The organism is Caproiciproducens faecalis (assembly GCF_019448085.1).
Lineage (GTDB): Bacteria > Bacillota > Clostridia > Oscillospirales > Acutalibacteraceae > Caproiciproducens > Caproiciproducens faecalis.
The window spans coordinates 841,109-866,904 of record NZ_JAGFNZ010000001.1 but is presented as its reverse complement, the minus strand read 5'-3'; the positions used below and the strand labels follow the sequence as shown (position 1 = coordinate 866,904).

Annotated in this window: 27 protein-coding genes; 8 read left to right on the top strand and 19 right to left on the bottom strand. The window is 43.4% G+C overall.

The window, feature by feature from the left end; translation table 11 throughout:
* Nucleotides 1-286: 286 nt before the first annotated feature.
* Genes J5W02_RS04085 through J5W02_RS04075 form a run of 3 tightly spaced genes read right to left on the bottom strand, consistent with a single transcriptional unit; the run spans nucleotide 287 to nucleotide 4,171 of the window.
* On the bottom strand, nucleotides 287-1,447 hold the full coding sequence (locus tag J5W02_RS04085; RefSeq protein ID WP_219964349.1) for a Coenzyme F420 hydrogenase/dehydrogenase, beta subunit C-terminal domain: 1,161 nt from the start codon (nucleotides 1,445-1,447) through the stop codon (nucleotides 287-289).
* A gap of 4 nt (nucleotides 1,448-1,451) precedes the next feature.
* Entirely contained in the window at nucleotides 1,452-3,002 is a 1,551-nt protein-coding gene (locus tag J5W02_RS04080; protein ID WP_219964348.1) for a lipopolysaccharide biosynthesis protein, read from the bottom strand.
* On the bottom strand, nucleotides 2,999-4,171 hold the full coding sequence (locus J5W02_RS04075; protein WP_219964347.1) for a polysaccharide pyruvyl transferase family protein: 1,173 nt from the start codon (nucleotides 4,169-4,171) through the stop codon (nucleotides 2,999-3,001). Before J5W02_RS04075 ends, J5W02_RS04080 begins: the two co-directional genes overlap by 4 nt.
* Nucleotides 4,172-4,698: 527 nt before the next feature.
* Here J5W02_RS04075 and J5W02_RS04070 point away from each other — a divergent pair.
* The gene (locus J5W02_RS04070; RefSeq protein WP_219964346.1) at nucleotides 4,699-5,037 is read left to right on the top strand and encodes a hypothetical protein; all 339 of its coding nucleotides are present in this window, start codon (nucleotides 4,699-4,701) and stop codon (nucleotides 5,035-5,037) included.
* 119 nt (nucleotides 5,038-5,156) lie between these two features.
* Here J5W02_RS04070 and J5W02_RS04065 read toward each other — a convergent pair whose 3' ends face one another.
* From J5W02_RS04065 to ligD, 3 genes are all read right to left on the bottom strand, one after another.
* Nucleotides 5,157-5,771: a YdeI/OmpD-associated family protein gene (locus tag J5W02_RS04065; RefSeq protein WP_255575536.1), complete on the bottom strand. Its 615-nt coding sequence runs from the start codon at nucleotides 5,769-5,771 to the stop codon at nucleotides 5,157-5,159.
* Nucleotides 5,772-5,876: 105 nt separating this feature from the next.
* Nucleotides 5,877-6,284: a VOC family protein gene (locus J5W02_RS04060; RefSeq protein ID WP_219964345.1), complete on the bottom strand. Its 408-nt coding sequence runs from the start codon at nucleotides 6,282-6,284 to the stop codon at nucleotides 5,877-5,879.
* A 344-nt stretch (nucleotides 6,285-6,628) separates the two neighbouring features.
* On the bottom strand, nucleotides 6,629-9,070 hold the full coding sequence (gene ligD / locus J5W02_RS04055; RefSeq protein ID WP_219964344.1) for a DNA ligase D: 2,442 nt from the start codon (nucleotides 9,068-9,070) through the stop codon (nucleotides 6,629-6,631).
* A 120-nt stretch (nucleotides 9,071-9,190) separates the two neighbouring features.
* Between ligD and ku the strand changes: the two genes are divergently transcribed.
* The 4 genes from ku to J5W02_RS14905 are packed head-to-tail and all read left to right on the top strand — an operon-like array spanning nucleotide 9,191 to nucleotide 10,934.
* Complete coding sequence (gene ku, locus J5W02_RS04050; RefSeq protein WP_219964343.1) at nucleotides 9,191-10,009, top strand: non-homologous end joining protein Ku; 819 nt, start codon at nucleotides 9,191-9,193, stop codon at nucleotides 10,007-10,009.
* Between the two features lie 55 nt (nucleotides 10,010-10,064).
* Nucleotides 10,065-10,403 carry a four-helix bundle copper-binding protein gene (locus J5W02_RS04045; protein ID WP_219964342.1) on the top strand — a complete coding sequence of 113 codons (339 nt, stop codon included), beginning with the start codon at nucleotides 10,065-10,067 and terminating at the stop codon, nucleotides 10,401-10,403.
* Complete coding sequence (locus J5W02_RS04040) at nucleotides 10,388-10,735, top strand: hypothetical protein (protein ID WP_219964341.1); 348 nt, start codon at nucleotides 10,388-10,390, stop codon at nucleotides 10,733-10,735. Before J5W02_RS04045 ends, J5W02_RS04040 begins: the two co-directional genes overlap by 16 nt.
* Nucleotides 10,736-10,778: 43 nt before the next feature.
* A complete protein-coding gene (locus tag J5W02_RS14905; RefSeq protein WP_255575535.1) occupies nucleotides 10,779-10,934 on the top strand; it encodes a zinc ribbon-containing protein in 156 nt (51 codons plus the stop codon).
* Nucleotides 10,935-10,996: 62 nt separating this feature from the next.
* On the opposite strand, the gene J5W02_RS04030 is transcribed toward J5W02_RS14905, so the two are convergent.
* The 13 genes from J5W02_RS04030 to J5W02_RS03970 form a co-directional block, all read right to left on the bottom strand.
* Complete coding sequence (locus J5W02_RS04030; protein ID WP_219964340.1) at nucleotides 10,997-12,940, bottom strand: endonuclease MutS2; 1,944 nt, start codon at nucleotides 12,938-12,940, stop codon at nucleotides 10,997-10,999.
* Between the two features lie 834 nt (nucleotides 12,941-13,774).
* Entirely contained in the window at nucleotides 13,775-13,957 is a 183-nt protein-coding gene (locus J5W02_RS04025; protein ID WP_219964339.1) for a hypothetical protein, read from the bottom strand.
* Between the two features lie 83 nt (nucleotides 13,958-14,040).
* On the bottom strand, nucleotides 14,041-14,238 hold the full coding sequence (locus J5W02_RS14900; RefSeq protein WP_407928347.1) for an acetyl-CoA hydrolase/transferase C-terminal domain-containing protein: 198 nt from the start codon (nucleotides 14,236-14,238) through the stop codon (nucleotides 14,041-14,043).
* Between the two features lie 137 nt (nucleotides 14,239-14,375).
* Nucleotides 14,376-14,636, bottom strand: a complete 261-nt coding sequence (locus J5W02_RS04015) for an HPr family phosphocarrier protein (protein ID WP_219964338.1) — start codon at nucleotides 14,634-14,636, stop codon at nucleotides 14,376-14,378.
* Nucleotides 14,637-14,652: 16 nt separating this feature from the next.
* The gene (gene dagF, locus J5W02_RS04010) at nucleotides 14,653-15,387 is read right to left on the bottom strand and encodes a 2-dehydro-3-deoxy-phosphogluconate aldolase (RefSeq protein ID WP_219964337.1); all 735 of its coding nucleotides are present in this window, start codon (nucleotides 15,385-15,387) and stop codon (nucleotides 14,653-14,655) included.
* Nucleotides 15,388-15,391: 4 nt separating this feature from the next.
* Nucleotides 15,392-16,498 (bottom strand): DgaE family pyridoxal phosphate-dependent ammonia lyase, encoded by a 1,107-nt coding sequence (locus J5W02_RS04005; protein WP_219964336.1) that lies wholly within the window; start codon nucleotides 16,496-16,498, stop codon nucleotides 15,392-15,394.
* 25 nt (nucleotides 16,499-16,523) lie between these two features.
* Nucleotides 16,524-17,174: a DUF4310 family protein gene (locus tag J5W02_RS04000; protein WP_255575534.1), complete on the bottom strand. Its 651-nt coding sequence runs from the start codon at nucleotides 17,172-17,174 to the stop codon at nucleotides 16,524-16,526.
* Nucleotides 17,175-17,187: 13 nt separating this feature from the next.
* On the bottom strand, nucleotides 17,188-17,901 hold the full coding sequence (locus J5W02_RS03995) for a DUF4311 domain-containing protein (protein WP_219964335.1): 714 nt from the start codon (nucleotides 17,899-17,901) through the stop codon (nucleotides 17,188-17,190).
* Nucleotides 17,894-18,217, bottom strand: coding sequence for a DUF4312 family protein (locus tag J5W02_RS03990; protein ID WP_219964334.1), 324 nt, complete (start codon nucleotides 18,215-18,217; stop codon nucleotides 17,894-17,896). Before J5W02_RS03990 ends, J5W02_RS03995 begins: the two co-directional genes overlap by 8 nt.
* A gap of 1 nt (nucleotide 18,218) precedes the next feature.
* Entirely contained in the window at nucleotides 18,219-18,587 is a 369-nt protein-coding gene (locus J5W02_RS03985) for a glycine-rich SFCGS family protein (RefSeq protein ID WP_219964333.1), read from the bottom strand.
* A complete protein-coding gene (locus J5W02_RS03980) occupies nucleotides 18,584-18,955 on the bottom strand; it encodes a PRD domain-containing protein (protein ID WP_219964332.1) in 372 nt (123 codons plus the stop codon). The genes J5W02_RS03985 and J5W02_RS03980 overlap by 4 nt, the downstream gene beginning before the upstream one ends.
* Nucleotides 18,927-20,057: an amidohydrolase/deacetylase family metallohydrolase gene (locus J5W02_RS03975; RefSeq protein WP_219964331.1), complete on the bottom strand. Its 1,131-nt coding sequence runs from the start codon at nucleotides 20,055-20,057 to the stop codon at nucleotides 18,927-18,929. Before J5W02_RS03975 ends, J5W02_RS03980 begins: the two co-directional genes overlap by 29 nt.
* A complete protein-coding gene (locus tag J5W02_RS03970) occupies nucleotides 20,038-21,960 on the bottom strand; it encodes a BglG family transcription antiterminator (RefSeq protein ID WP_219964330.1) in 1,923 nt (640 codons plus the stop codon). Before J5W02_RS03970 ends, J5W02_RS03975 begins: the two co-directional genes overlap by 20 nt.
* Before the next feature lie 630 nt (nucleotides 21,961-22,590).
* Here J5W02_RS03970 and J5W02_RS03965 point away from each other — a divergent pair.
* The 3 genes from J5W02_RS03965 (at nucleotide 22,591) to J5W02_RS03955 (ending at nucleotide 25,793) form a co-directional block, all read left to right on the top strand.
* On the top strand, nucleotides 22,591-23,316 hold the full coding sequence (locus J5W02_RS03965; RefSeq protein ID WP_219964329.1) for a LytR/AlgR family response regulator transcription factor: 726 nt from the start codon (nucleotides 22,591-22,593) through the stop codon (nucleotides 23,314-23,316).
* Nucleotides 23,316-25,259 (top strand): sensor histidine kinase, encoded by a 1,944-nt coding sequence (locus J5W02_RS03960; protein WP_219964328.1) that lies wholly within the window; start codon nucleotides 23,316-23,318, stop codon nucleotides 25,257-25,259. Before J5W02_RS03965 ends, J5W02_RS03960 begins: the two co-directional genes overlap by 1 nt.
* 168 nt (nucleotides 25,260-25,427) lie before the next feature.
* Complete coding sequence (locus J5W02_RS03955; protein WP_219964327.1) at nucleotides 25,428-25,793, top strand: hypothetical protein; 366 nt, start codon at nucleotides 25,428-25,430, stop codon at nucleotides 25,791-25,793.
* The last annotated feature ends 3 nt before the right edge of the window (nucleotides 25,794-25,796 follow it).

Below are 25,796 nucleotides of genomic sequence, written 5' to 3'. Positions count from 1 at the left end.
AAAAGACATAGAATAAGCGGGTACCCAAAAAAGTATGGGTATCCGCTGTTTTGTCTGTAACGGCAAATGACGGCCAAACCGTTATTTCAAAGAAAGGAAAATCCTTGAAGCCAGCATGAATGCTAGATCCCAAGGTCATTCATATGGTGGAGATGACCCCTACATAATCATGTCGTTTATGGCTACCAGAGAGGAAATTTTAACGGATTAAATGGCCATTTTCACTGATTTCCATTGAGGTCAGAAGCGCTTTTGAGTTTCTTCTACTGTACATAGCTAGTCTACATTATTTGATGAAAATATGCTTGACTTTACTTAGAAAGCGATGAATCGTATGCCGCGCTTTAGTATAGTAACTGTCAACACAATATTTCTTCATGAGAGCTTCAAAGGGCAGTTTGTCCAAGTCTTTAAAAAAGGCATCTCTCTTTGTACTTGGTCTAGAAGATTGAAATGCTGAGGGATTATAGCTTACTGCTTTTTTAATATCAACGTGGCAGAAAATCATTTTTTCGTCAATTTGTTGAAAAAGATCCTGTCCCTTTTGTGAATTCAAAAATATTAAGGAAGTACCCTTATCATCAAACAATTCTGGCAGAACATTTTCGATACCCCAAAAATCTGCTAACGTTATATCGCTTTGCCTGTTTACACCTTTAAAGCAACAATGATAACAAGAAGGACGAAGATAAATATTTTTTAGAAATCCTTGCATCATTAAGTCTTTGTCAAACGTTTCTCGATACTCAGTATCATCATTGAACAGAAAGGATACGGAGTATCTCTTCCAGCTTTCATTCTTCTCTCTAAAAGAGATTCTCCCCACCGGCGTACCGGAGCAGCCCTCCCGATAGGCAACATAATTTTTCCATACTTTTGGTGACGGAACACCGTGGCAAATAATATCCTGACAGAACAGATTGTCATACTCTTTTCCCATGTAAGATTTAAGTCCACTGATTTGGCACGGGGTACCGCTGAACAGCACAAGCCTGCCGACATCCAAAAAAATCCTAACTTGTTTATAGGTTTCCCCTATTTTACTCTGCACATATTTAGAGCCACGAAATGCTTTTATTTCAGATCTTGTTTCCGCACAACTGTGAACCACTTGAAATTCATTATCAAAGCCCGCACCAAAAACGACACCACCTCGAGCAATGATATTTTCTGCAAGCAATGTAAAAATACCACCGGATGAACTTTGCATTCTGTTGTTCTCATCTATATTGTACGCCGCATAGGCCTGTGGGTTATTATTAATAATCGTTTTATGTATAATCGGACAAACTCTCTCACACGAGCCACAATTAATACATTTCATTTGATCGATTTGAGGATACCAAAAGCCTTCACTGTCACTACGCATTGTGATACAACTTTTGGGGCAAATGCTATAACAGGCATGGCATCCACAGCAGTCTTGAGGTTCCAAGATGGATAACATAAAATCACATTTCCTTTTTGACGAAGTACGACCTTATTTTTATAAATGGGGCTTTAAACAGCTGTTTTTCCGAATTGTTCATACCAAAAGACCACATAGAGAAAGCGAACACAAGTGCATAAATGAGTCCCAAGCCCACAAATTTCAAGACGCTATCAATACCCAACAGGTATTTCATCACCCCTCCTACAGCACAGGGTAGAATAAATGCCGGAGCAAACTCTAAGATTTGTTTCCAAAAATGATACAAATTTAATTTGACACGTTTATAATAATACCAGTTCATGATAAATCCGTTGCCCACAATTAGTGCAATTGCAGTACCAATAGCACAGCCTATGGCCCCAAAAGAAGGGCATAGCAAAACACTGATAATCACATTGGCAACAGTTATAAGCGCATATATTACAGATCTAAATTTATGCATATTCTTGGCTTTTTGAATTTCTAATCCTAAATTCTGTATTAGCGGCACTGTCACTGGAATCATCAGCCACAAAGCAACATGATAAGCTGTTATATAAGAAGTCGCATACTCTTTTCCCGCCCATACCTTAATAAAGTATTCTCCAAAGAATATAAATCCTGTTAGTATAAACGAGAGTACGAGAAACTGCACTCTTCCAACGCGAGCAAAAAGATCCGTTAGCGTGTTGTTATCGTCATTTTCCGCTACAATACGATTAACCTTTGGGATAAACACGGAAGATATTGCAGTCGAAAATGAAAGATAAAGCGTATTGAACTGCGCCCCAATAGAATAAACAGCAACATCAGAGCTGCCCTTCATTTTTCCGAGAATAATCTTGTCAACGCTCCAATTTGCCTGATCAGTAAGCATATTCAAAAAAATATAAAAAGAAAAAAGCCAAATCTCCTTTAGAAGAATAAAATTAAAATTGTTGAAGATGAACCTGGTTTTTATTTTAATAAAACAAAACCAAGCATTTACTGCAAAACTGGCCAATGTTAAGAAGGTAGTTACCACAACTAAACTGATGGATTTGTAACCCATCAGAAGCAGCGGCAATGTCAGAAATGGGTTAAGAACCGTACGAAGAAGATTGATAATTCTTTGAAAAATGTATTGCTCATGTGCCGTTACAATAGAATCAAATACACTCGCTGGAAACGATACTGCAATATTAAAAACCATTAGTTCCATTAATATCTTTGCTGTATGAATTTCATGTTCCGTAAGGCCGCCAGAGAAGAGTGCTTCAGAATTCATCGTCAAAATAGCGCCAGCTGCCAATGCAATGAGTGCAATCACGGAAAAAATTGATATAAACATCCCATTCAGACGGGCAATATTATCTTCATCATGTTTCGTTTGATACCGCGAGTAAAAGCGCATATATGCACTGCCGAAGCCAAAGCTCAGCAAACCCAGATAGCTTACAACGGAATAGACCAGATTATAAACGCCATATTCGCTTTTCCCTAATAAACGAAGCATAACTGGGGTGTATGCGATGGCAATAAGACTTTGCACTGCCATAGTAGCATAGGATAGAATTACACCCGCTTTTAGCTGATTGATTTTTGATTTCAATAATTTTCACCAATAATATCATTATTTATATTGTTAAGTGCATCCGATAAGTATGATAAAGCAAATTTTCTCTTATCTTCTAAAATGCAATTAGTTTTATTAAAATTTATTTGCAAAACATTCTCCCAAGTTAAATCGCTTTGAAATAAACAATCCTGTAAGCCAAAACTGTTTAATAAAGTGTCAATTCTGGAATTCATAGACTCTCTTTTATTTGAGCATGATCTAATAAATGTAATAAAAGGTCGATTAAAAATAATGGAAAAAACTGTACCGTGAAAAGAATCGGTACACACAGCCTTTGCATTTGCAATTAAATCAAGAAATTCAGCAGGTCCGCAAACATAACCTTTAGGATTAGTAACATCATTTAAAGAAACAATAGTCAAGTTATTCTTTTTTGCAAATCGCACAATTGCTTTATGATGTTCATGAGATTTCACCCCCAAAAAATAGCACAACAGGTATTCTTGCGCCGGCCTGCAAATTGCCTTTTTGGCTATTTCCAGCCACGCTTTATGACCAAGTAAGAAACAGGGGTCTATAAGCACCGGTATTTTTCTGTGAATTAGTGACTGTATTATTTCTTGCCCCTGTTCTTCTCTAGTTGAAAGATACGGTATGGGGCTTAAATTTGATTGATAATAATCCTTAAGATCTTTGGGAATATCCTCAACACCAAAGCTCGGAGCATATGCAATTCGTTTTCTTTTATCTGCAAAAGTTAAAAAATAGAATGGGTTAACCCCCTCCCAATAAGGATTCCATACTTGATCGCTTCCTGTTATAAAAACATCATATTGATCGTTTAACATTGACAAATCATCATTAAAACAATATTCATGACTACCCATTTTTATTTCTGTTTGTACAAATTCAGAAAAATTATCCATTCTATTCTTTTCTACATTTGGATGCAACATTTTACAGAGTCTTTTTTCTATAATTCTTTTCATATCGAATAAAACTGCTATTATGTTATAAGATCTCCACTCTTTCAGTTTTCTTAAGATTTTAGCTACAATAGAATTATATGGATATATAGGTTGATATCTGATAGTTTCAGGTTGGAATCCAAAGCTTCTTACAACTTGTTGTAAGGCATAATTTTGAAGCTTATTTCCATAATTTGCTCCAACGGTAATTGTCGCTAACCCACATTTTTTCATTGTTTACAACCTTTTAATTTTTAAAATTAATGGACTTCTAATCTCCCTTTATGAATAATCCAGAACGCCAGTATCTTTCCTGTCAATTTATACCCCGCAATTTTGTATAAATCTTTAACTATTTTAGTTTTTTTCGAAATCCCATATTCAAAAAGAAATGTATACTGCTTCATTTCTGGTAATAAAAGAACTATTTCTTTTTTTTTACATAAAATAATAACCCCGTCGTAATTGCATATTGATATGCAAAATAATCTATTAATTGTTCCTTTAATTCAAAAATAATGTCTGCACTTTCTAAAATTGTTATCCATTCTTGAATAATTTTAAGTAAATCTTTTACTCGTTTTATTGAACTTTTGTGTGTAATAGAGCCTTGCCTATTTTGTCTATAATAGTAATGACTTTCAGATAAAATTGTAATATTTTTTGCAATTAAAAATAATTTAGGAATACATTCAATATCTTCGCTATATATTCCCGGTTGAAAAAAAATATTCTCAATTTATTCCGGGCTTCTTTATATCATGACTTGTCAGCACTTCCTGTTTCAGCGCTTTGGCATGATTTTCTTTACTTCAGCTATTTTGGTAATCCCAGAGCTGCTTGCCAGTGTAGGTGTGGATAGTGAGCAGTTAGAAGTACTACAAGACACAGAAAGTCTGAAAGTTTATAAAAATAAGGAACAAAAGAAAAAAGTGCTTCAGGAACGGCGCCAAATTAAAAGCAACCAGAATATGCATAAATATATCTACTATTACGCAACGGCAGCTGTGCTGTTTATTGGCTTCCTTTACAATGTCTGGATACTGATGGCAAACAGAGTCAATTTGATTCCGTATGTTACATTTTTTACGAAAAAATAGTTTTTAGAATAGACAGTAGTTTGGTCACTTCAAAAAAGCGCCACATCCATGGAAGAATTCCATAGGATGTGGCGTTTTTGCTGAAACCATAAAGTCCGGATGAGAATTTGCACAGAGTACTAATCATCCAATCCTTTTCCTTCAAGAATTTTCTGCATATATTTCTCAACCCTTGACTCTCGGGTCTTGGATTGTTTAGGCTGGGAAAAATAAAAGAAGTACGCTCTTTGCCGCCCCGGCGTCAATGCCTCAAAAGCAATCTTTAAGGCAGGGATTTCATCTAATTTTTTTTGGAATTCTTCGGCAACCGTGAAATCTGCTGTTTCTTTTTTGACCACTTTCAAACCGGATTTTTCTACTTCAATCGCCTCATAAATATATTCTTTTATAATGGGTTCCATATCAAGGATCTGTTGAATCCCGGTAAAACGAATTTGACGGCCCTCCTGCACATTCTCTGTCTGGCAGATCAGAATACCATTAGGATCTTTTAACAAAGCCCCTTTATGAAACAGAAGCGCACAGTATTCTTTAAATCCATGGATTAAAATTATATTTTTATTCTGAAACGTGTAACATGGGTGCATCCACTTAAACTCTTCAGTCAGTTCGCAGTCGAGGGCGATCATTCTCAGTTTCTCATATTCTTCCCGCCACTGTTTGGCGTTGCACAAAAATTCATCGACCTTAGGATTCATTTTTCTGTCTGCCATCCAGGAATCCGCTTCTTTCATTCTCGAATTATTTAATCTTCCGGTGCCCGGTTTACTATTTTATGGGTTATTCTGCATCTGACCAATGGAAAAAGCACACGCTCGTAAATCACGGGCGCGGCGCAGTTATTCCTTTAAGGCTGTAAACATCCAGTTGATACCAAACCTATCTTGTAAAGAGCCGTGCAAAGCCGCAAAAAAGGATGGGGCCAACTCCATATATACGATGCCGTCCTGCTTGAGAAGGTCCCACGCTCTTTGAACAAAACCCGCATCCTTGGTTGTAATTGAAACATACATATTGGTTCCGCTTTGGCTCTGTTCAGAACTGTCGGCACACATGAGCTCCGTTCCGCAGATATCTAATCTTGCATGCAAAACGAGCTCCTTGTCCTCATCAGGAATGGAAAAATTCGTATTTGATGGCATATCCCCATATTTCCTAATCTCAATTACTTTTGCGTCAAAGGCTTTTTCATAAGCCTTAATAGCTTCTCCGCAGTTCCTGTTAAACAACAAATAATGACCTAACATTTCATAGCCTCCTTTTTTCACACACGATAATTTCTGTTCTATTGCACCTACTGGGAACACAACCGTAAGAAGCACGTCAGTCCCCCGTCCCAGTGTGAGGGACACAGGTATTACAAATGGTTTTACCTTCGGTTAGGAAACCGGCTTCTTGCAATATCTTAGTAATTTCCGGTTTATCTGCAAATAATTCATGCACCATTTTATTCAGATTGAGCAGATCTTTTGGATTTAGTCGAACCCTTATGCATGCAGAACTTGTGTAAGCATCCTTTGCTTCAGCGAACACGTATTTGAAATCCATGTGCGGGTTTAATCCCTACACATGAATTTTGACATAAAGGGGATTATTTTAATATTTGATTATTTTGAAAAAAATCTTTCCATGGGTCGTCTTTGCTGATTCTAAGAAATGCATCCGCCATGCTGATACCGTCCGGAGCAACTGTGTCTAATTCATCCCAAGCGATAGGCATGGACACTCTGGCTCCTTTTCGCGCTCTTATGGAATAGGGTGAAACACTTGTGGCACCTCTGCCGTTGCGAATCCAATCGATAAAGATTTTGTTTTTTCGCTTTTCCTTTCGGATGTTGCTGGTGTAGCGGTCAGGCCACTTTTGTTCCATTACTTCGGCAACGCGTTTTGCAAAATCGTGAAACACATCCCACGAAGCAGCAGGTTTAAAAGGAACAACTACATGGTAGCCCTTGCCGCCGCTGGTTTTTAGGTACGACTTAATCGAAAGTTCAGACAAAATGCTTTTCAGATCCTTTACGCCTTGGCGTATCGTAGCTAAATCCATTCCCTCGTCCGGATCCAAATCAAATACCATTACATCGGGTTTTTCAAGATTTTCCACATTGCTTCCCCAAGTATGAAATTCCAGTGTGCCCATCTGTGCTTCCGATATAAGACCGGATACATTTTCAATATAAAAGTATTCTTCCATTTCGCCGTCATTCGCTGGAATGGATACGGTGACGATTCCTTTACTGCCCGGGCCGGGATGCTTTTTAAAGAAACAGGTCTCCGATATTCCTTTAGGGCAACGCACAATGCTTAAAATTCGATGCGATACATAGGGCAGCATGCGCACCGCTATTTTTTGGTAATACCGGATGACATCCGCTTTTATTATATCCGGGTCGTCAAACATAATTTTGTCCGGATGGGTAATCTTAACACCTTCTATGATAAGGTCTTTTCCGGGTGTTTCCATGGGCTTTTCCACATCTTCGGCGGATACTTGAGGCTGTGTCTCATTATCCGCTTTTTCCTTTCTAACATCCTTTGGGGTTTTATCCGTTCGCAAACCTTTAAAGCTTGCCTGCCGTAACAGGTTTTCTTCCGTCCATTGTGCAAATTTGATTTCCGCAACCAGCTGTGGTTCAATCCATGTAATTTTTTCGTGTGTTCTCGCCTGTGGTGCTGGGTTGAAAGGAGACGACTCCGCTTCTATACTTTTAAATTTATTCGCAAGTTCCTCAACGCGGCGGGCGCTCAAACCAGTTCCGGCACGCCCAACATAGACCAGCTTTTCTTCTTCATAAACGCCAAGCAACAGTGAGCTTACTCCGCTTGCTTTTTTATCAGATAAGGTATATCCTCCAATGACGAATTCCTGCCTTTTATCACATTTCAGTTTAATCCAGTCGCCGTTTCTTGTACCACTGTATACAGAATCGGCTTTCTTGCCCACGATGCCTTCCAAATCAGCCTGCGATGCCGCGGCAAAGCTTGCTTTCCCATTCCCTTTGACATGCTGGCTATAATGGAGATTTTTTGGCGAATTCCTCATAAGAGCTTCCAGCTTTTCTTTTCTTTCGATCAGAGGATGATTTCTTAAATCTGTTCCGTCCAACGCCAGAAGATCAAAGATGATGTAAGTTAGGTTTTTGCTCTTTGGATTCCTCATAAAGTTTTGCAGAGCCTGAAAATCCGTCTTACCGTTCTCGTCTGTAACCGTCATTTCACCGTCCAGAACCATCGCTCTTCCGGCAGCCCAATCAATGAGGGAATCGGCAACATCCTGAAACCGATCCGTATAATCATTGCCGTTGCGGGTTTGCAGCAAAGCGCTGCTGCCCTCTAAAAACGCAAGAATCCGGTAACCGTCATACTTTACTTCAAAGAGCCAATCCTCGTCTTCCGGGACTGTGGAAACAAGTTTGGCAAGCTGCGCATCTACCTTCTTAAAAGGATTGTGTACGAATTTTTCGCCCTCACCTTTTTCAATTTCCTCCATAGTGCGTCCGGTTCGGATGCTTGTGTTAAATTCGGAAATCCCATCGGCGCTTTTTTCATAACCGTCTTTTTCTTTAAGAAGAAGCCAGTTGTCCCGATCTTCACCTGCTTTTGCTTTCATTCGGACTAGAGCCCATTTACCCTTTAACCTTTTTCCATTCAGTATGAATTTAAGCGAACCTTTACTCAGCCCTTCCGCTGCATCCGTCTGCGGCTGCCAGGTTCCTTCATCCCAAATCATGACGGTTCCGCCGCCATACTCGCCCTTAGGAATCAGCCCTTCAAAGTTTCTGTATTCTAAGGGGTGATCCTCCACTTTAACGGCAAGCCTTTTGTCACGGAGATGATAAGAAGGCCCCTTGGGTACCGCCCAGCTTAATAATGCTCCGTCCCATTCAAGGCGAAAATCGAAATGGTCCCTGCGCGCCATATGGTGCTGAACCACAAATTTCAGGTGTTTTTCGGGATTCTCCGATGTACCCACAGGTTCTTCGGTTTTATCAAAATTTCTTTTCCGGTTGTATTCCTCTAATTTTGTAGCCACATCTATCACCTTTTTGTAAATAGCTATCGCGTGCTTTTGGGTATTATTTGTTACTTCGCGTAATCTATTCTTTTGTTGTATTTTCCGGCTATTTGGTTAAACTAAACACGAGGTGAGTTTATGCCGGTATCACATCATTCCGTTATTTCATTTGGACTTGTGGCAATCCCTATTTCCATGTACACAGCCACTCAGGATAACGATATTCATTTTAATCAACTGCACAAAGATGATCAGAGTCGTGTGCGGTATAAAAAGACCTGTGCCCATTGCGGGAAAGAGCTAAAAAGTGAGGATATTATCAAAGGCTACGAATATGACAAGGAACATTATGTCGTTGTATCGGATGAAGAAATAGAAAAAATCAAGACTGAAAAGGAAAAATCGATTCAGATCCTGCACTTCGCACAATTAAATCAAATTTCACCCGTTTATTATGATAAGACCTATCAGGCAGTGCCGGATAAAGGTGGAGAAAAGGCGTTTGAGCTTCTGCGGTCTGCTCTGATGAATGAGCAGAAAATTGCAGTAGGCAAGACCGTTTTGGGGACAAAAGACACGTTAATGGCGATTATTCCCCGTAAGAACGGGGTGTTGATTTCCACCATGTTTTATCAGGATGATATTAAAGATTTGCAAAAGTCTTATGATATTCCGCAGCCCAACGAACAAGAGCTGAAAATGGCTCAAGTGCTGATTAACTCAATGGATACGCCTTTTGACCCGTCTCAATATAAAGATGAATATCAGGACAGGCTCAAAGAACTCATCGAAACAAAAATTGCCGGCAAGGATGTTGTTGCCGCCAGTTCCGAGGAGCAGACCGGAAAAGTTATTAATCTTATGGATGCGCTGAAAGCCAGTATTGAAAAACAAAATGAGGGAAAAGCAACGAAAGAGTCCACGAAAAAGAAGACGACAAAAAAGCAAGGTGCTTAACTGCCAATATAAAAAATGGAGAGTATCATGAAGCTGCGTTTAAAGGAGATTAACTATGGGTTTAGTAACAAACGGCACTAACAAATACCAAGCTTGCATTGATTCATGTAACAGATGTGCACAGGCTTGCATGGAATGTATGCAGCTGTGTAATAATGAGCCAGATGCAGCTGATAGGGAAAAATGTATTGCAAAATTAAATGAATGCATCTCGATTTGTCAAGAAGCTGCAAAATTTATGATGATGGGCTCTAGTCATGCAGTAGACTTATGCAAACTTTGCGCTTTAATCTGTGATGAATGTGCACAGGAATGTGAAATGTTTAAAGATGACCATTGCAAAAGATGTGCAGAAGAATGCAATAAATGCGAAATTGAATGTCAATCAATGTAATACTTTCGGCGAGCAAAAGTTCGCCGTACATAACGCTTTTAATAAAATCCGATTTGCTGGATAAGCTAATCCCGAAAGGGGATGCATTTATGAATAGTAAAAAAAATAATAAAAATTCGCCAGTTTCAGATTCGGTTATGCCAACAGTCCCGGCTCCTGTGCCGATACCAATGCCTATTCCTCAGGAAGATGAGTCAAGTGCTCGAAACGGAAGTACGAGAGATAGCGACCCCACAATGAGTAATACGAATTCTGATTCGGTTGAATCAGCAACCAATACGAAAGAAAATCCTAGAGATAAAAATACTGATGACACGGTTCCGAATAAGTAATTCCTCCGCCGTATAGAATATCGTTGTGAAAGAAGGCGATTATATGGACAAGTTGGACAAGGCAGGAGAAAAGCCTGGGCTAGGACGCTATAAATGCAAAACATGTGGTGAAATCGTTGTGCTCAATGATGATTCCCATTCTCTCCCAAACTGCCCAAAATGCGGAAATGAAACATACCAAAGAGTAATTAATCAATGAAGGTTCTGCCGTCTTTGAGTGCCAGCTCAAAGGCGGCTATTTCTTTGGGATCCCCTTCGTTTTCATTTGGCGATATCTTTTTCATCACACTGGATACTCAGATTCGGATCATGCCGCTTCCCCATAACGTGTCTTGCCTTGCGATTAGAAACAGTATCAAATACAATGGAAAAGTCGTAATCAGGCGGGTACAGCTCGCTGGCAGGTGTTTTTAGTTCTAGCCTCTTATGGCTGACCCACTCCTTTTCGCCCTTAATCTGTACCCCGATTTCTCCATGCTCGTTCGCTTGATGAAATACGATACCAATTCTTTTTTCGGGGTAAATCAAGACGCTGTCGCCTAATTGGAATTTTACAGCATGAGTGGAAACGGGCTTTGCCGGTTTGCTTTTCTGGATTTTTGAGACAGGCAGCGCGGCAGGTTCCGTATCGGCACAACCGGAATTCAACTGAAAATCCGGAAGGGGGCTGTTGCGTTCCTTTTTCCGATAGGCTTCCTGATATGCTCGTTCCAAAAGGCTGGGTGGCAGTCCGAGGCGCTTTGCAATATAGAGCGCACAGCTTTCCCCGGCTTTGCCCAATTCCAGCCGATAGGTGGGGTTGAGGGTTTCGCGGTCAAACGCCATGCGCGCGTTTGTCATGCCAAGGGCAGAATCGGCGTAATCCTTGACCTCTGGGTAATGCGTGGTTGCAATAAACAGACAGCCCTTGACACGCAGTTCATCCAGCACAGCAATGGCGATTCCCATGCCTTCCGCAGGGTCGGTGCCGGAACCTAACTCATCCAGCAGAACAAGACTTTCACGGGTTGTCTGTCGCAGGATTTCAATGATATTGGTCATGTGGGCGGAGAAAGTGGACAAATTCTCAGCAATGCTTTGCCCGTCGCCAATATCGCACAGGTAGGCATTGTGCATACACAGGATGCTGGATGCGTCCGCCGGAATATGCAGGCCGCTTTGCGCCATCATGGAGAGTAGCCCTACTGTTTTCAGAGCGACGGTTTTTCCGCCGGTGTTGGGGCCGGTGATGACTACGCCTGAACAGTCGCCGTCCAGCTCAAAATCCAACGGCACGCAGATGTTTCTGTCAATCAATGGATGACGACCTTTCCGAATGCATATTTTTCGGTCGGCGGTTATGGAAACCGGAACGGCATCCATATGAGCGCTGAGCTTTGCTTTGGCAAATACAACATCCAGCGTTTCAACGGCTTCTATATTTCTCATTAATTCAGAACGATTGTCATCTACCAGCGCAGACAGCGTGTAAAGGATTCTGCGAACTTCGTTTTCCTCTTCGATTTGCAGTGATGACAACTCTTCCTGCAGTTTTGTCACAGAGCTGGGCTCCATAAAGTAAGTGCCGCCGGTACCCGAAATTCCCAGTACGCTTCCGGAAAATTTATTTTTATATTCTTTTTTCACCGGCAGGGCAAAACGGCCGCCTCGTGTCACGACCGCGTCGTCCGAAAACCACTGCTTTTTGCTGCGCAAAATATCATTCAGCTTCGTTTGTATCTGTGCCTTGACTGTTTCGACTTTTCGCCGTACGTCTCTCAGGTCGGAACTTGCGGCGCTGTCCACCTGCTCATTGCGGATACACCGCTCGATTTCCTGCTGGAGTTCAGGCAAATCGTACATGCTCTTTCCATAGCAGGCAATCGTGCCGTCCAGCATTTCTGCCTTTTTGAGGTAGGACTTGATTCGGTTGCAGGACAGGATAAATTGGACAACTGATAATAACTGTTCGGGAACCAACATGGAACCGGCTTGACAGAGAGTCAAAATCTGATCGACTTGCGTCATGGCGGTTAAAGGCGGTGTGCCGCATGCATCAAGGATTTTCCTCGCAGCAGTGGTTTCATCCATTTTTCGATGACACTCACTTTCATCCATATAAGGTGATAATGCAGCTAGCCGCCTACGTGCGCGTTCAGACAGAGCATGGTCACAAAGCATTTCTTTGATTTGCTCGTATTCTAATATTTTTTCTGATGAATTCATCTAGATTACTCCTATCAATAAAAAAATACCCACAGGTGACATCTACCGACATTTCCAAAACGCGAAGAGTAATTTTTCCGAGACGTGAAAAAAGTGCTCGACTGTTGCGTTATTTGGAAATGGCAGAATGCTCCTGTGGGCATAATTCATCAGTATAAATAAAAAAAGCGTAATGGGACAAACCCACTACACTCCATTGTTGCATAGAAAATAGATGTTCAATAGTTCATGCAACAAAATATATAACTGGATGGTTATATCACGGCTAATAAGCCGCATGGAAGCAGTCTGTAAGGTAGATGTCCGACAGCGCTGTTAAGTCAGCGTCATCAGAAAGGCATAACAAAAAATGCAGATCCATTCTGCGCCTGTTATCACCTTTCACAACTTATTTAGTTGTTGTTCACCTTTACAGACAAATCCGACATGAAAACCATCCTTTCAATCAGGGATATGACTATAATATAGCATTGCTTTCAGCTGTTGTCAATCATTAATCTAGCGCCACAAAGAAGGTTCCGAGTTTAATCAGTTTACTGGCGTAGCAACTTTCTGTTTTACACCTATGTTTCACCAATTAGTAACATATGATACGGGAATTCCACATCTGGATAAACACATAGCAAGTGTAATTACATTAATGAAAATAAGTAATAGCTGGGACGAATTTATTAATTATTTAATAAGCGTTTTGGGCTTGACGATCAAATGAGTTTTGATGATTAAATAAAAAATCCCCCGTCAGCCAATAGGCCAGCGGGGGATCGTCATATCTATGCGGTTTAAAATCGCTTCGCGGGAGAAACCTTGTTCGTAATAAATGTGAAACCCAGATTAATCATCAGTATAATGTGACCCGATCTTATTGCCATCCTTATCATATTCATCAACGTATGTTCTTCCGCTCAGAGTGGTTCTATATGCTTCAGAACCAACTTTCTGATTATCTTCATATATATCCGAGGAGCCATAATATCCAAGGCCTTTACCGGTACCAACATATTCTTTCTCGCTCATAAGTGATACTCCCTTTCTCGTATTAAGGTTTCTCTCAAAAGGACTATAACATCATTGGAATATATTGTCAACATATTTTTGTGTCAATGTCTATTCAGTTTTTTTCGCTCCCAGACAATGCCGTATTCCGTCACCACATAGTCGGTGTCGTTGCGCGTGGTGACGACCGAGCCTTCCTGCAAAAGCGGCACAATCTTCGGGCGAAGAACCTCTTTTCCGCTTTCGTCCTCCGACTGTCTGCCCGTGCCGGACCACTGTGTGTGGCTGCCCGCCGTCTTCAATCAGGCCCCTGATCGACAAACTGTACGGTTTATATCCTTCTTTGTGCAACGGCTTTTTGAGTCACAATGAGCGCTGCGGGCAGTCGGGAGATCTGGAGATCACCAGTCCCCCGAAATGAACGATAAAGAACCCGCTCTTATAAATTGTTGGTAACCAGTGTTTTCATTGCGGAGATGGCAGCTTCCTCATCCTTACCGTCAGCCTGTACCGTGATGACGTCGCCATGCTTGATGCCCATTGCCATCAGGTTCAAAATTTTGCAAACATCCGAGCTTTTCCCGTTTTTGCTGCGGATGGTAATCGCACTGCCGAACTTTTTTGCTTCTTTCACCAGCATTCCGGCGGGCCTTGCATGAATTCCCAATTGATCTTTGATTGTATAAGTAAATTCTTTCATATCTTCTTATCCTAATTTATATTAATTCTTTTACGACCGACAACAATTTTTTCACTTCGTCAGTCTTCGTGTTTCCGCTCTCTTTGTCAATAATGGAGCTGTAGACATGCGGAATAATTTTTTCCACACCCGCCTGTAAGATAATTTCCATGATTTCACGGAAATTATCCGGGCTGATCCCGCCGGTTGGCTCCAGAATGAAATGGTTTCTGGCGCAGGACTGCGCCACCGCTTTCAGCTCTTCCCTGCATTTCAGGCCGCCCATCGGGAAAAACTTGATGGAATTCCCGCCCATTTCCCGAATCATGGCAATGGCCGTATCCACCGGGATTACTGCGGGCTGTTCACAGTCCTTGGACAGTGGGCCTGTGGAAATCTTCACCATTCCGGCTGTTCCGGAAGGGGACACGAGGGCATTGATATGGCTGGATTCATTCCCCACGTTTGCCCTTGTATAGCCGACCGCGGAAAACACCTGATTAAAGTGATTGGCCTTAATGCCCTTTGCAATCTCCGCGACCGCTTTCCACTGAGCAGGATTTCCGCCGCCCAGCCCGACAGAGAGATTCCCCTCCAGTACGTCCATGTATTTTTTCATATCCTCTACCGCGCTCGGAACATCCGGATAGCTGGCGGAGAGTACGCCGACCTCCACATGTTTTTCCGCCGCCTGATAGATTTCTTCCGCATTTTTCAGGCTTCCGGCCAGTACGTTCAGGCATACACGATGATGGTAGTAATTGATTCCCATGATTTCATCCCTTCATAATTTCTTTCAATCTGCTTACAATCAGTTCCTTGTCACCCTCGCACAGCGGTCTCGGGTCAAGGTCCAGCTCGCCCAGATTCAGAAATTCGGCCCGGCAATAAATGATGGGGTCACCGGCGCGCAGCTCACGGTTAATATCTTCGATTTTTTTATCGCTGACCGCCGTATCCACCGTCACTCTGGCCCGGTAAATCGCCCGTCCCGCTTCATCCTGAATCTGAACCGCCTTCAGGCCGGGAATCCTGTTGATCTCGTCGCACAGGTACCGTACCTTTTCCAGATTTTCTTTGACTTCCTTTTCGCGGTCCTTGTTTTCATAGCGGTCCAAAGCCTTTAAAAGGCCCATAATACCTTCTTTCCCGATCTTCATGGGACGTCCGATTCCGTGATACTGCTTTTTGGCATACGCGATATATTCTTTCTTTCCGGTTACAAATCCGGAGGTTGTCGCTTCGAGGGCTTTTGCCCCACTGTACACTACCAGATCGGCCCCCATCGCAATGTATTTCCGGAAATCCTCTTCCGCCGCTGCGTCGATGATGAGGGGAAGCTGGTGCCGGTGTGCAATATCACGCATCGTTTCGATAGTCAGCATGCCCTTCTGCACACAGTGATGGCTCTTAACATATAGCAAAGCAACCGTTTTTTCGTTGATGGCTCCTTCCACGTCTTCCGGGACGACTTCATTCACGGTGCCCACTTCCACCGACACCCCGCCTCCAATTCGAAGCATCGTCGCCATGGTCCCCCCGAATTCGATACTGTGCCCCTTCTGAAGAACGATTTCGTTCGGAATACCTTCAGAATTCGGAAGACGGTCCATAATTGATTTTTTCCCTTTTGAGATTAACCCGGCCACTGTAAGACAGATTGCGGCGGAAGCGCAGGACGCCACGCAGCTGTCTTCGCCCCCTGTGTACTGGGAAATGATCTCGCCCGCACGGTTGATCAAATCCTCGATTACCACATAGGACTGTCCCCCGGCGACCGCGGCCCGGGCCACTTCATCGCTCAGGGTGGAAACACCCAGCAGGGTTACGCGCCCACAGCAGTTAATCACTTTTTTTAATCCAATATCCTGATATACACTCATTTTTATTCCTCTTTAATCACTTTCACTATTTCAGAAAAATTGCACCCAGAATCATGGCGCCCAAAATTGCGCCGCCGGTCATTTCCTTTCCCCACTTGTAGAAAATCGCCGCTCCCACGACCGCTCCGATCCCCGCATAGACATTGTACTGTGTCGCCGCAACGATAATCAGGGGAGCAAGGTAACGGCCCACCGCGTTTCCGGCACCCATCATAACGCTGGTGCCACCGACCGCCATGCCATCCGGCACAACTTTACGGATAATAATGATTGCAAGGCCAATGACAAGTCCAATAACCGCACCGACGAGCAGTGCCGAAAGGAAATTGGAAAACGGGAACTTCCAGCCCATGGACAAAAACACTGCCGGGATACCGATGCCTACGCCGGTCATCAGGCTGCCGCCAATATCCATCAAGCCGACCAGCGGACCTTCCAGAACTCGGGCAATCAGGAAGCCTGCGGCAAATCCGGCTGCAGCCGCGTAATCCCCGCTGCTCATCCCGTCGGTCAGCATGGCAACAATTGAAATGTCGTTGAAGGCACCCGTACCGAACTTAATAAACATAAAGGTTCCTGAGAAGATCGCCGCGGCCGCTCCCATAACCAGAAGGATGAAGGTGCTGTCCTTCATCATAAAATCATCAAATTTCTGCATAAAGGTTTTGTTTTCCATCTTCTGTCTCCTCCTAAATAAATTTCTCGAAGAATCCTCTGAAGTAAGCAATGGCAATGAACATAACAGTAACAATGGCAATCAAAATCTGAACCATCTTTTTCTTGTATCCACTTTCCTCTGCCGACTTTCCGATCAGGATTCCAAGTACGATTCCGGGTACCGCGTTTCCGGATACCAGTGCAGAAATACCACCCAGTACCGTTGCCCACATACCGACAACCTTACCGGCGTCAATGGCAGCCAGCCAGAAGATGGCGGGCATGACCGGGTTAATCAGCCATGTTGTAGCCGGAGTCAACACATTTTTCGCAATCATGGAGAGCTTTTCCGGGATCAGCTGGGACATGGTATTCAGAAAAACAACCACGACCGCGCCAATTACGGAACCGGCTATAAACATCTTTCCGGGATTGCGGACTGTTTCATCAACATTTTTATTTTTGATTAAGAGTGATGCTGCGCTCCAGTTTGGAACAACTCTATGTAATACTTCTCCAGACAGCGCTCCGGCTGCAACAGTCGAAGCCGCTGCTGAAAAGAAAAAGCCCAGGCCAAACGAAAAATGCGCAATCGGATCTCCGTTACAGGCATTCATTTCGCCCAACGTACGGAAAGCGCCCATCGCCTGTATTTCCGGTGCGTGAAACATACGCGCCGCACCCGCCGCAATGCAGCCTCCGCCCAGGGCCCCAATAATCAGTGAATAAATAATAATCTCAACCATCTGTAAGGTCCTCCTCCACAACATCTAAATATTTAACTTTTACCACGATTCTTGCAGTAACGGTATAAGTGGTTTTTTCCCGCGGCCAGAAAACGAACAGAAAATGTTCCGTTATGGTCTTCGTTTCCACTTTTTGAAAAAAGACTTCCTCGGCTTCCATCTGAATAATCGGTTGCTGAATATCCATGAAGATCTGCTTCCTCATAATTTGGAAGAGCTTGCCTGTAACGTCCTTCAGGGAATCTCCTCTTGCGGTAACCACAAGCTCATGTTCCATCTCTTTGAGCAGCTGTTTGTTCGGTAAATTGTTCAGCATACTATTCTCCATGGACTTTGCGGTAAGTTTCTACCAGTCTTTGTCCCAGTTCCTCCACATCCAAAAAGCCCAGACCGACTACCTTACACCCTTCTTCCACGGCAGTACAGGCTCCCTCTACAGTGCGGAGTTCGGATTTTGCCGGATAACCGTATTTGGTCTTTGCCGTCAATGCGCCGGCGCCGCCGCTGCCGCAGAAGCTGATTCCAAGGTCCGCATTGTTTTCATGCATCACGTCCCCCAGCTTCATGTCCGCGGCCATTCCCGGAATCACGATGGCCGTACCCCCGGCCTTTTCCACTCCGCGGGCGACTGCCTGACCTTTGCCCATACGGTGCCCGATTACGACCAAGACCTTTTTTTCGCTCATTGTTCTGTTCCTCCTTTTGTCTTTTGAATTGTAATTTCAATGTGGGTTGCCACAAGAAATACTTCTGTTTGATTGATGGGCAGATGCTCTTTTTCAAACAAACCCTTAACAATGTCTTCCGCCATGTCATACACATCCTTGGGAACCTGTTCGAAATCTTCCTCTTCCATATCCTCTACAAACGAACGGGCCTTTACCCTTTTGAGCAAAGCCAGGATATGATTTGCGAACATGAAGTCCGCCTCTTCATCCATCACGATCCCATACGATTTCAATTTTTCCTTTGCTTCCTGATAGCACCGGATAAACTCGTTTTTTACGGAGATATCCAGTTCACCGTCATTTAACAGCGTGTTCCATGATTGCACTTTCATTACCTCTACTGTATATTGTTTTCTTTAATACAAGCTTTTGTTTCAGCTTCAGGGAGTCGCCGACGGAATCCTGCACGGTTTCCTCGCAGGGCGTCAGCTCCATGATGTTAAAGTCGGCGGTCATGCCGACGGCGATTTCACCCAGCCCTTTCAAGCCGAAATGTCTGGCCGGTACACTGGTGCACTTGGCCACCGCGTCTTCCAGCTTTTCCCCGCAGTTGACGGTCTTACTGACAACAGCCGCCAGACTGTAGACGGGACCATTATAATTTTCAATATGTAAATCTGTGGAGATCATATCGCAGTCGAAGCCGTCCCTCAGCGCCTGTTCAAACACGCGGAAGCTAAAGCTTGCGATTCCGTGGCCCACATCAAACTGGACTCCCCTTTCCCTGGCTTTGTGCGCCTGTGGAATCACACGCCCCTCTTCGTCGAGGATGCCGCCCGCCTTTCCGTGGAAAGAGTGGGTCACGACATCGTTTTTCTGCAGCAAATCCAGCACCTCCGTAAATTCCGGAGGACGGTTCCCGACATGCACCATCAGCGGCTTGCCCACCTCGTGGGCCGTCTTAACCGCAAGCGCGATGGGCTCCAGCCCCATGGCGCCGACGACGCTGGCGCTGGCTCTGGCCTTCAGTCCCACGATGTTGTCCGGATACTTTTGGAGCATCTCCTTCAGCCGGGGAATATCGATATTCTTCCTGTCGCTCAGCTCATGGCCGTGGGTAAGCCCTTCTTTGGAGAGGTTTAAAAGGGTAAATACTTTTGTTCCGCTTTTTTCAATATAGTTCTCCCGAAAATCCTCGTAATTGTCTGTACCGCTGCTCCCGGCGTCCAGAATTGCCGTAGAACCACGCCGAATACCCAGCTCATCCGGTGCCATGCCCAGAGATACCTTTGGGTAACAGTGCGTATGGATGTCAATGAAACCGGGGGTAACGATATATCCCTGCGCATCGATGACGGTTCCCTGGGGATCGATGGAATCTTCGATTGCCGCGATGACACCGTCTTTGACAAGAATATCTTTTACATCCCTGTGATATCCGTTAATCGGGGAAATCAGGCTCCCCTTTTTAATCGTTAGTACTTTCATCCTCATTTCCTCCTATAATGTATAAGAAAAACGCCATTTTTTCTTCTATGCTGATACTCACCTGCAGAGAGTTTTCCACGAGTTTAAAAAACTGCTCCATAATCTCATGAATCACTTTGTGGTCATTCGCAATCCTGATGTACTCTTCCGCGATTTCGGGCGGAGTATCGTGATCGGAGCCCTGAAACCATCTGGGAACAGCCATGCTCATATGGATCACCATACCGAGAAGCACATCCTGACTCATCCTGTAATTCTCCGGGAATTTGGAGGTGTATTCCAAAAGCGTCAAAATCAGCTTGCTGATGATATTGGCGGCATAGGTCAGATTATTAAAAGCTGTTTTCTGCTGAACGGTTCCGGCTATCTCAAACGGGTCGTCCTTTGAGTTAAAGGAGGCCCGGTTTTTCTCCTGCAGGGGAATCTCATCGACCAGTTTGCCGTAGTCAAGAAATTCCTGAATGCGTTTGATGTCCTCCATCGGAAGTATCTGTGAGATTTTCAGCACCGGTATGCTTGTGATGTTCAGCGGAATAGTCGATATAACAAAGTCGACCGCTTTCCCGAAATTCATATTGGAAAGCTGGTAAGGAGAAACCTGTCCCGCGATATTCAGCATGGGAAACACATTGCCCAGCCGGATGGCCAGCAGGTTCGACAGGCCCTTGCCCGTTCCGCAGACCAGAAGAACATTTTTCTTCCTGTTTAACTGATTTTTACAGTTTTTATATAAATAAACGGCAATATAGCAAACTTCCGTTTCTGTAAAATCAATTGAAAAATCCTGTTTCAGGATATTGGAACACGCTTCCGCCATGCGGTAGAAATCAAGGTAATTTTCTTTTACCTCACGGATAACAATATAGTTCTCCTCTTTTTTCTCCTTCGCGTTGAGGAACAGGAATAACGAGCTTTTCAGATGCCCGTATAAATCATCGAAAAGAGAGGTCATATCAAACTTGTAGTTGCCTTTTTCTTCCTGCGTTTTTAAAAACTCCAGAATCTTCTTCAGGCTGGAATTGACCTTCTGCTCCTCTATCTCCTGAATATTGACAATGATTTCGTTTTCCATCAGAATGGTTTTCAGATAGCCCAATTCCGTTTTGTCGATCTTTTTGTTCAGCCTTTTTAAAAGAGTTTCGGCATACCCGTGCGAATCATCCGAACAATCCCCGGGGTTGCAGAAATATTTGCGTATATCGCTTGCGATGCAATAGGACAGCAGGTTCAAAAAACCGCTGTTGGAAATCCAGACATTATACTGCTCATTTACTTTTTTAATTTCATTGCTGATCGTAATGATTCTTTGAAGATCAATGTATTTTTTCAATAAATCGGGCAAGAGCAGATACCAGTCTTCCGCCGTATAGCTTCCCTTAAAATACTGAGCCAGCCGTTCCGCCAGAATATGGCGGATAGTAAATTCGTCCCCCTGAAGCTCATAACCCCCTGTTTTCAGGGAGGACAGATGAACCCGGTTATCAAAACACTCGTCAAATCGCGGTATAATCCTCATCAGAGTGGACCGGGAGATATAAAATTCTCTGGCGAGCAACTCCGCCGTAACGTCTCTTTTCTTCACATAAAAATAAAAGAAAAGGTTCAAAATGCGCTCATCTTCAATACTCTTCAGAAATCCCGCGTCCTTTTCAGGCCGCCCGGCAATAATGATTTCCGAACACCTGGGTTTCTGCTCGATCGGTATGTAGAACCCCCACTTTGAACGGTGGCGTATTTCCACGTTTTTTTCCGCACAAATTTTCTTCAGCTCATTGATGTCATACCATACGGTCCGTTCGCTTTTTTTAAGCTCATCCCGGAAAAAGGTGATGTCCAGCGGGGCGGAAGAAGTAACTAAAATTTTCAGTATTTCATACTGCCTTGGTTTCAATTTTCCATTCATTCTGTCGCCATCCTTCCTAAAAGCCTCCCAATCAACCCGTTTCAGTCATCCCTATTTATTCTTATCGACCGCATATTTTCTGCCTGACTGGACAGATTGACATAGTTATCCACTGGTTGTGTAAAATTTATGTTAAAATTATGTTATCATATTTTTCCTCTCACGTTACCTTATTCTTTTGCAAAATAAAAATTTTTTCTGCAATTCTGAGACTCGAGAACTATTCTAGCTTCGCACATAACCCTGTTGGCATACTCGCCAATAAAAATGCACCCTTTCAGGTGCATTTTTATTGGTGGAGATAACCGCTCTATATCCAAATCACGGGATAATTTTTTGCTGCAAAGTCACTATGGAAAGAGGAAATTCAATTGGATGATTCCATCAAATTTTGTTGTAATTGGTAATTGATGGTAATATAATTGGTTTTATAGGAATGCCACTGCAGCTAATTGTATAGGCTTCATTCCGCTTTCAAGCTTCGTTATAATGCTTATATAATTATAATGAGAAAACTAAGAAGTAACATATCATTTCACATGTAGACTAATGCCGTCAAAGATTGCATGAACGGCTCAAAATGGCTGAAGACAATCATGCTATGTCAAATACGGGAAGTGGGGTGGAATAATGTCGATAAAAATTGCTATCTGTGATGATACGGCGGAAGATATCGAGCGATTGTCTAATGCTCTTTACGCATATGACCATTCTTTTGAGATCATCACCTATACAAACGGAGAAACGCTGATAGATGACTTTTTGGATTCCAACCCCTTAATCGATATTTTGTTTTTGGATATTTATATGCCGGAAATAGACGGAGTAAAGACGGCACAGAAAATAAGGAATATAAGCAATGACATTAAAATTATATTTATTTCCTCAAGCAAGGAGCATTATTCACAGGCGTATGAGATCTTCGCATTCAATTATATTCTTAAACCGTTCGACAGGGAAAGATTGTACCATGTGCTTGATCGCGCTATTGACGAAATCAAGAGGGAACTCAGTCAAAAAATTTGTTTCAACTACAAATCTATCGCGTACAGCGTGAACTGCCGTGATATTCTGTACATAGAAAGCAATGATAAACTCATACTGTTCCATTTGTCAGATGGAAGTACATTGCAGTGTTACGGGAAGCTTGACGAAATTATAAAAGAGCTACAAACACAATCCTTTGTTCGCTGTCACCAAAGCTTTATCGTGAATATTTCTTTCGTCACCGAAATGGGGGAGAATTACTTCCGTGTCAGACAGGTTGTGATCGGTATTTCCAAAAAGCATTTAAAATCTGCAAAAGATCAGTATTATGCGTACTTATTCTCGCATATGGGCAAGGTGCAATTGTAATGATGAAATCAAGACATACGAAAGCATATCTGATTTTAGGATTGATCTTCGTGATTCTGTTTACCCATCTGCCGGTTGTTTATACCCTGTTTTATCACAACCTGACCGGTGCTCCGACAGCGGAAAACGGAAACATCAATGGTACGATGCTTTCTTCTTCACAGACAATCGTTCTGGACGGAAGCTGGGAATTTTATTGGAATCGCCTGATTGCCACCGAACCGCAGCAGGGTGTCAAACCGGATTTTCTCATCAAGGTGCCGGATTATTGGTCGAAGTACAAAATTAACGGAAGCTGGCTGCCCGCAGATGGGTTCGCAAGCTACCGGCTCACGCTGCGCAGGCTTGACTATTCCCACCCCGTCACCGTTTACATACCGGATTTCGGCAGCGCGTACCGCGTATTCATCGATGGCATATTGACCACGGAAAGCGGTATTGTATCAAAGAATACCGAAAAAATATTTACGGTTCCTCAGGCAAAGCTCTCCCCCGTAACGCTGTCCGCTGGAAAGGCCCATGAGGTGGTCATCGAGGTGGCGAGCACGCGATTTTCCGGACTGTACATGGCCCCCGTTTTGAAGGATTACAACAGTACCGTAGGAGAAAACAACAATCGAGACAGCATCCGGCTTATTCTGTTCGGAACCGTGCTGTCTTTCCTTATCATTCTGATTGTCCTATACGGACTGTCCTTCCGAAAAAATATACACTCCCCGTGGTTTCCGGCCATGGGTTTTCTTGTGATTCTGCGTATCATGCTGACGACGGAGTTCTACAGTTTCTGGCAAAAAACAGTGTTTTTCAATCTTTCCTATGAGACTGCCAACCAGTTGATGTTTTTTGTAACCTTTGTGCTCAAATTTTTGTTTATATTCCTGGTTCAGGAGCAATTCCAAATCACTTTTTCCAGAAAGGAAAAGGTCTTCTTTTCCCTATATTATACCGTAATATATCTGGCGTATTTTTTCATCCCACACGCCATATACAACCGGTATCTGACGGTCCTGCTGCCCGTCTCTACCTTTGCTCTGGAGGGCTATTCGTTCTTTAAGGTCTACTTCAGCCGGCATCAGCTGAAAAAGTTCGGCCTGCTGATCTATGGGGGCGTCATCCTTGCCATTTCAGGGCTGATCATCGACTGCTATTACATCAATGGAAACATTTACTTCAATATGTCGCTGACGCTGCTGATTATGTTTTCGGCATATCTGATGATTCTCAGTCTGGTTTATGCTTTGCGTATTGCAGACTTGTACAACGACTTTGCCGTATCTTCCTCCTTACTTGCGCGGGCAGAGAATCAGATTGCCATGCAGAAAGAGTATTTTGGCATTCTAAGCGGGCAGATAAACGAGATCCGCGGGATCAAGCACGACCTACGCCATTTTATCAGCGTAATGGAGCGGCTGTCCGAGGAGGGGCGCATAGATGAATTGAACCGCTTTTTGGGCGAATATGCGAAACAGACGGAAACCGACTCGCTTCCGGTGTTTTGTGAAAATGTTGTGGCAAATTCCATTCTAGGATATTATTCTCTGAAGGCGAAAAGAGAGAATATTCCGTTCCGCTGTGCGTGCAGCATTCAAAAACAGCTTTTCGTGAGCGACAGCGATCTCTGCGTCGTTTTGGGCAATGCGCTGGAAAACGCGATTGAGGCGTGCGAAAAACTGCTCAATTCGGACGCGCGGTTCATGTCGGTGGAGGTTAGAACCATAAACGGCCAACTGCTGTTCAAAGTCGAGAATTCCTTCAACGGCTGCTTGAAAATGAAAGACGACTCCTATCTGTCAACCAAAAACGGAGAATTCCACGGGATAGGGATGCGGAATATAAAAAAGGTTGTCGAATCCTATAAGGGCTTTGTAAAGGCAGAAAACGACGGAAAGGTTTTCTCTCTGATGGCCGCGTTTCCTAATCCGTGCAATGCGGACGAGGTTTGATCCTGCAATTATCCGGACTCATTTTTATATTTATTTTTAATTTGCTGTACCCTGCAAAATGCTTTGCAGGGTATTTTTTATGCCAATTTCGGCGAAAAGAAGTCCAATTTCGCCATTCCGTGTTTTTTGAAAAATTTTTTCGTATAATCGATTTGGGAGGTGATCGCAATGCTTTACCGGATTGATCCATGGGTGGAATCTGCGAAGCTTTACACGGAACCGCGCAGCGGGAGTAAACTTCCATACCGTACCGTGAAGGAAATGCGAAAACTTTACCCGGACGGAAATTTCACCGTGATCGGGGAAATCGGCGGCGGCGCGCGCCCCCCGGACAACGGGGACCGGCTTCTCAGCGGGGATGGAAAGTCTCTGACCATCCTTCCAAGAGGCAGCCTGAAAAAGCCCTTCGAATGGATCGCCGGATATGTGGCGGTGAATAAAAACACCTATATCGCGGCGGTCAGGAGTCTGATTCCAAAATTTTCGCGGCTCCCGACTGGCGGGCAGCCGAATGACACGAAGGGAAGTGCTTAAGAG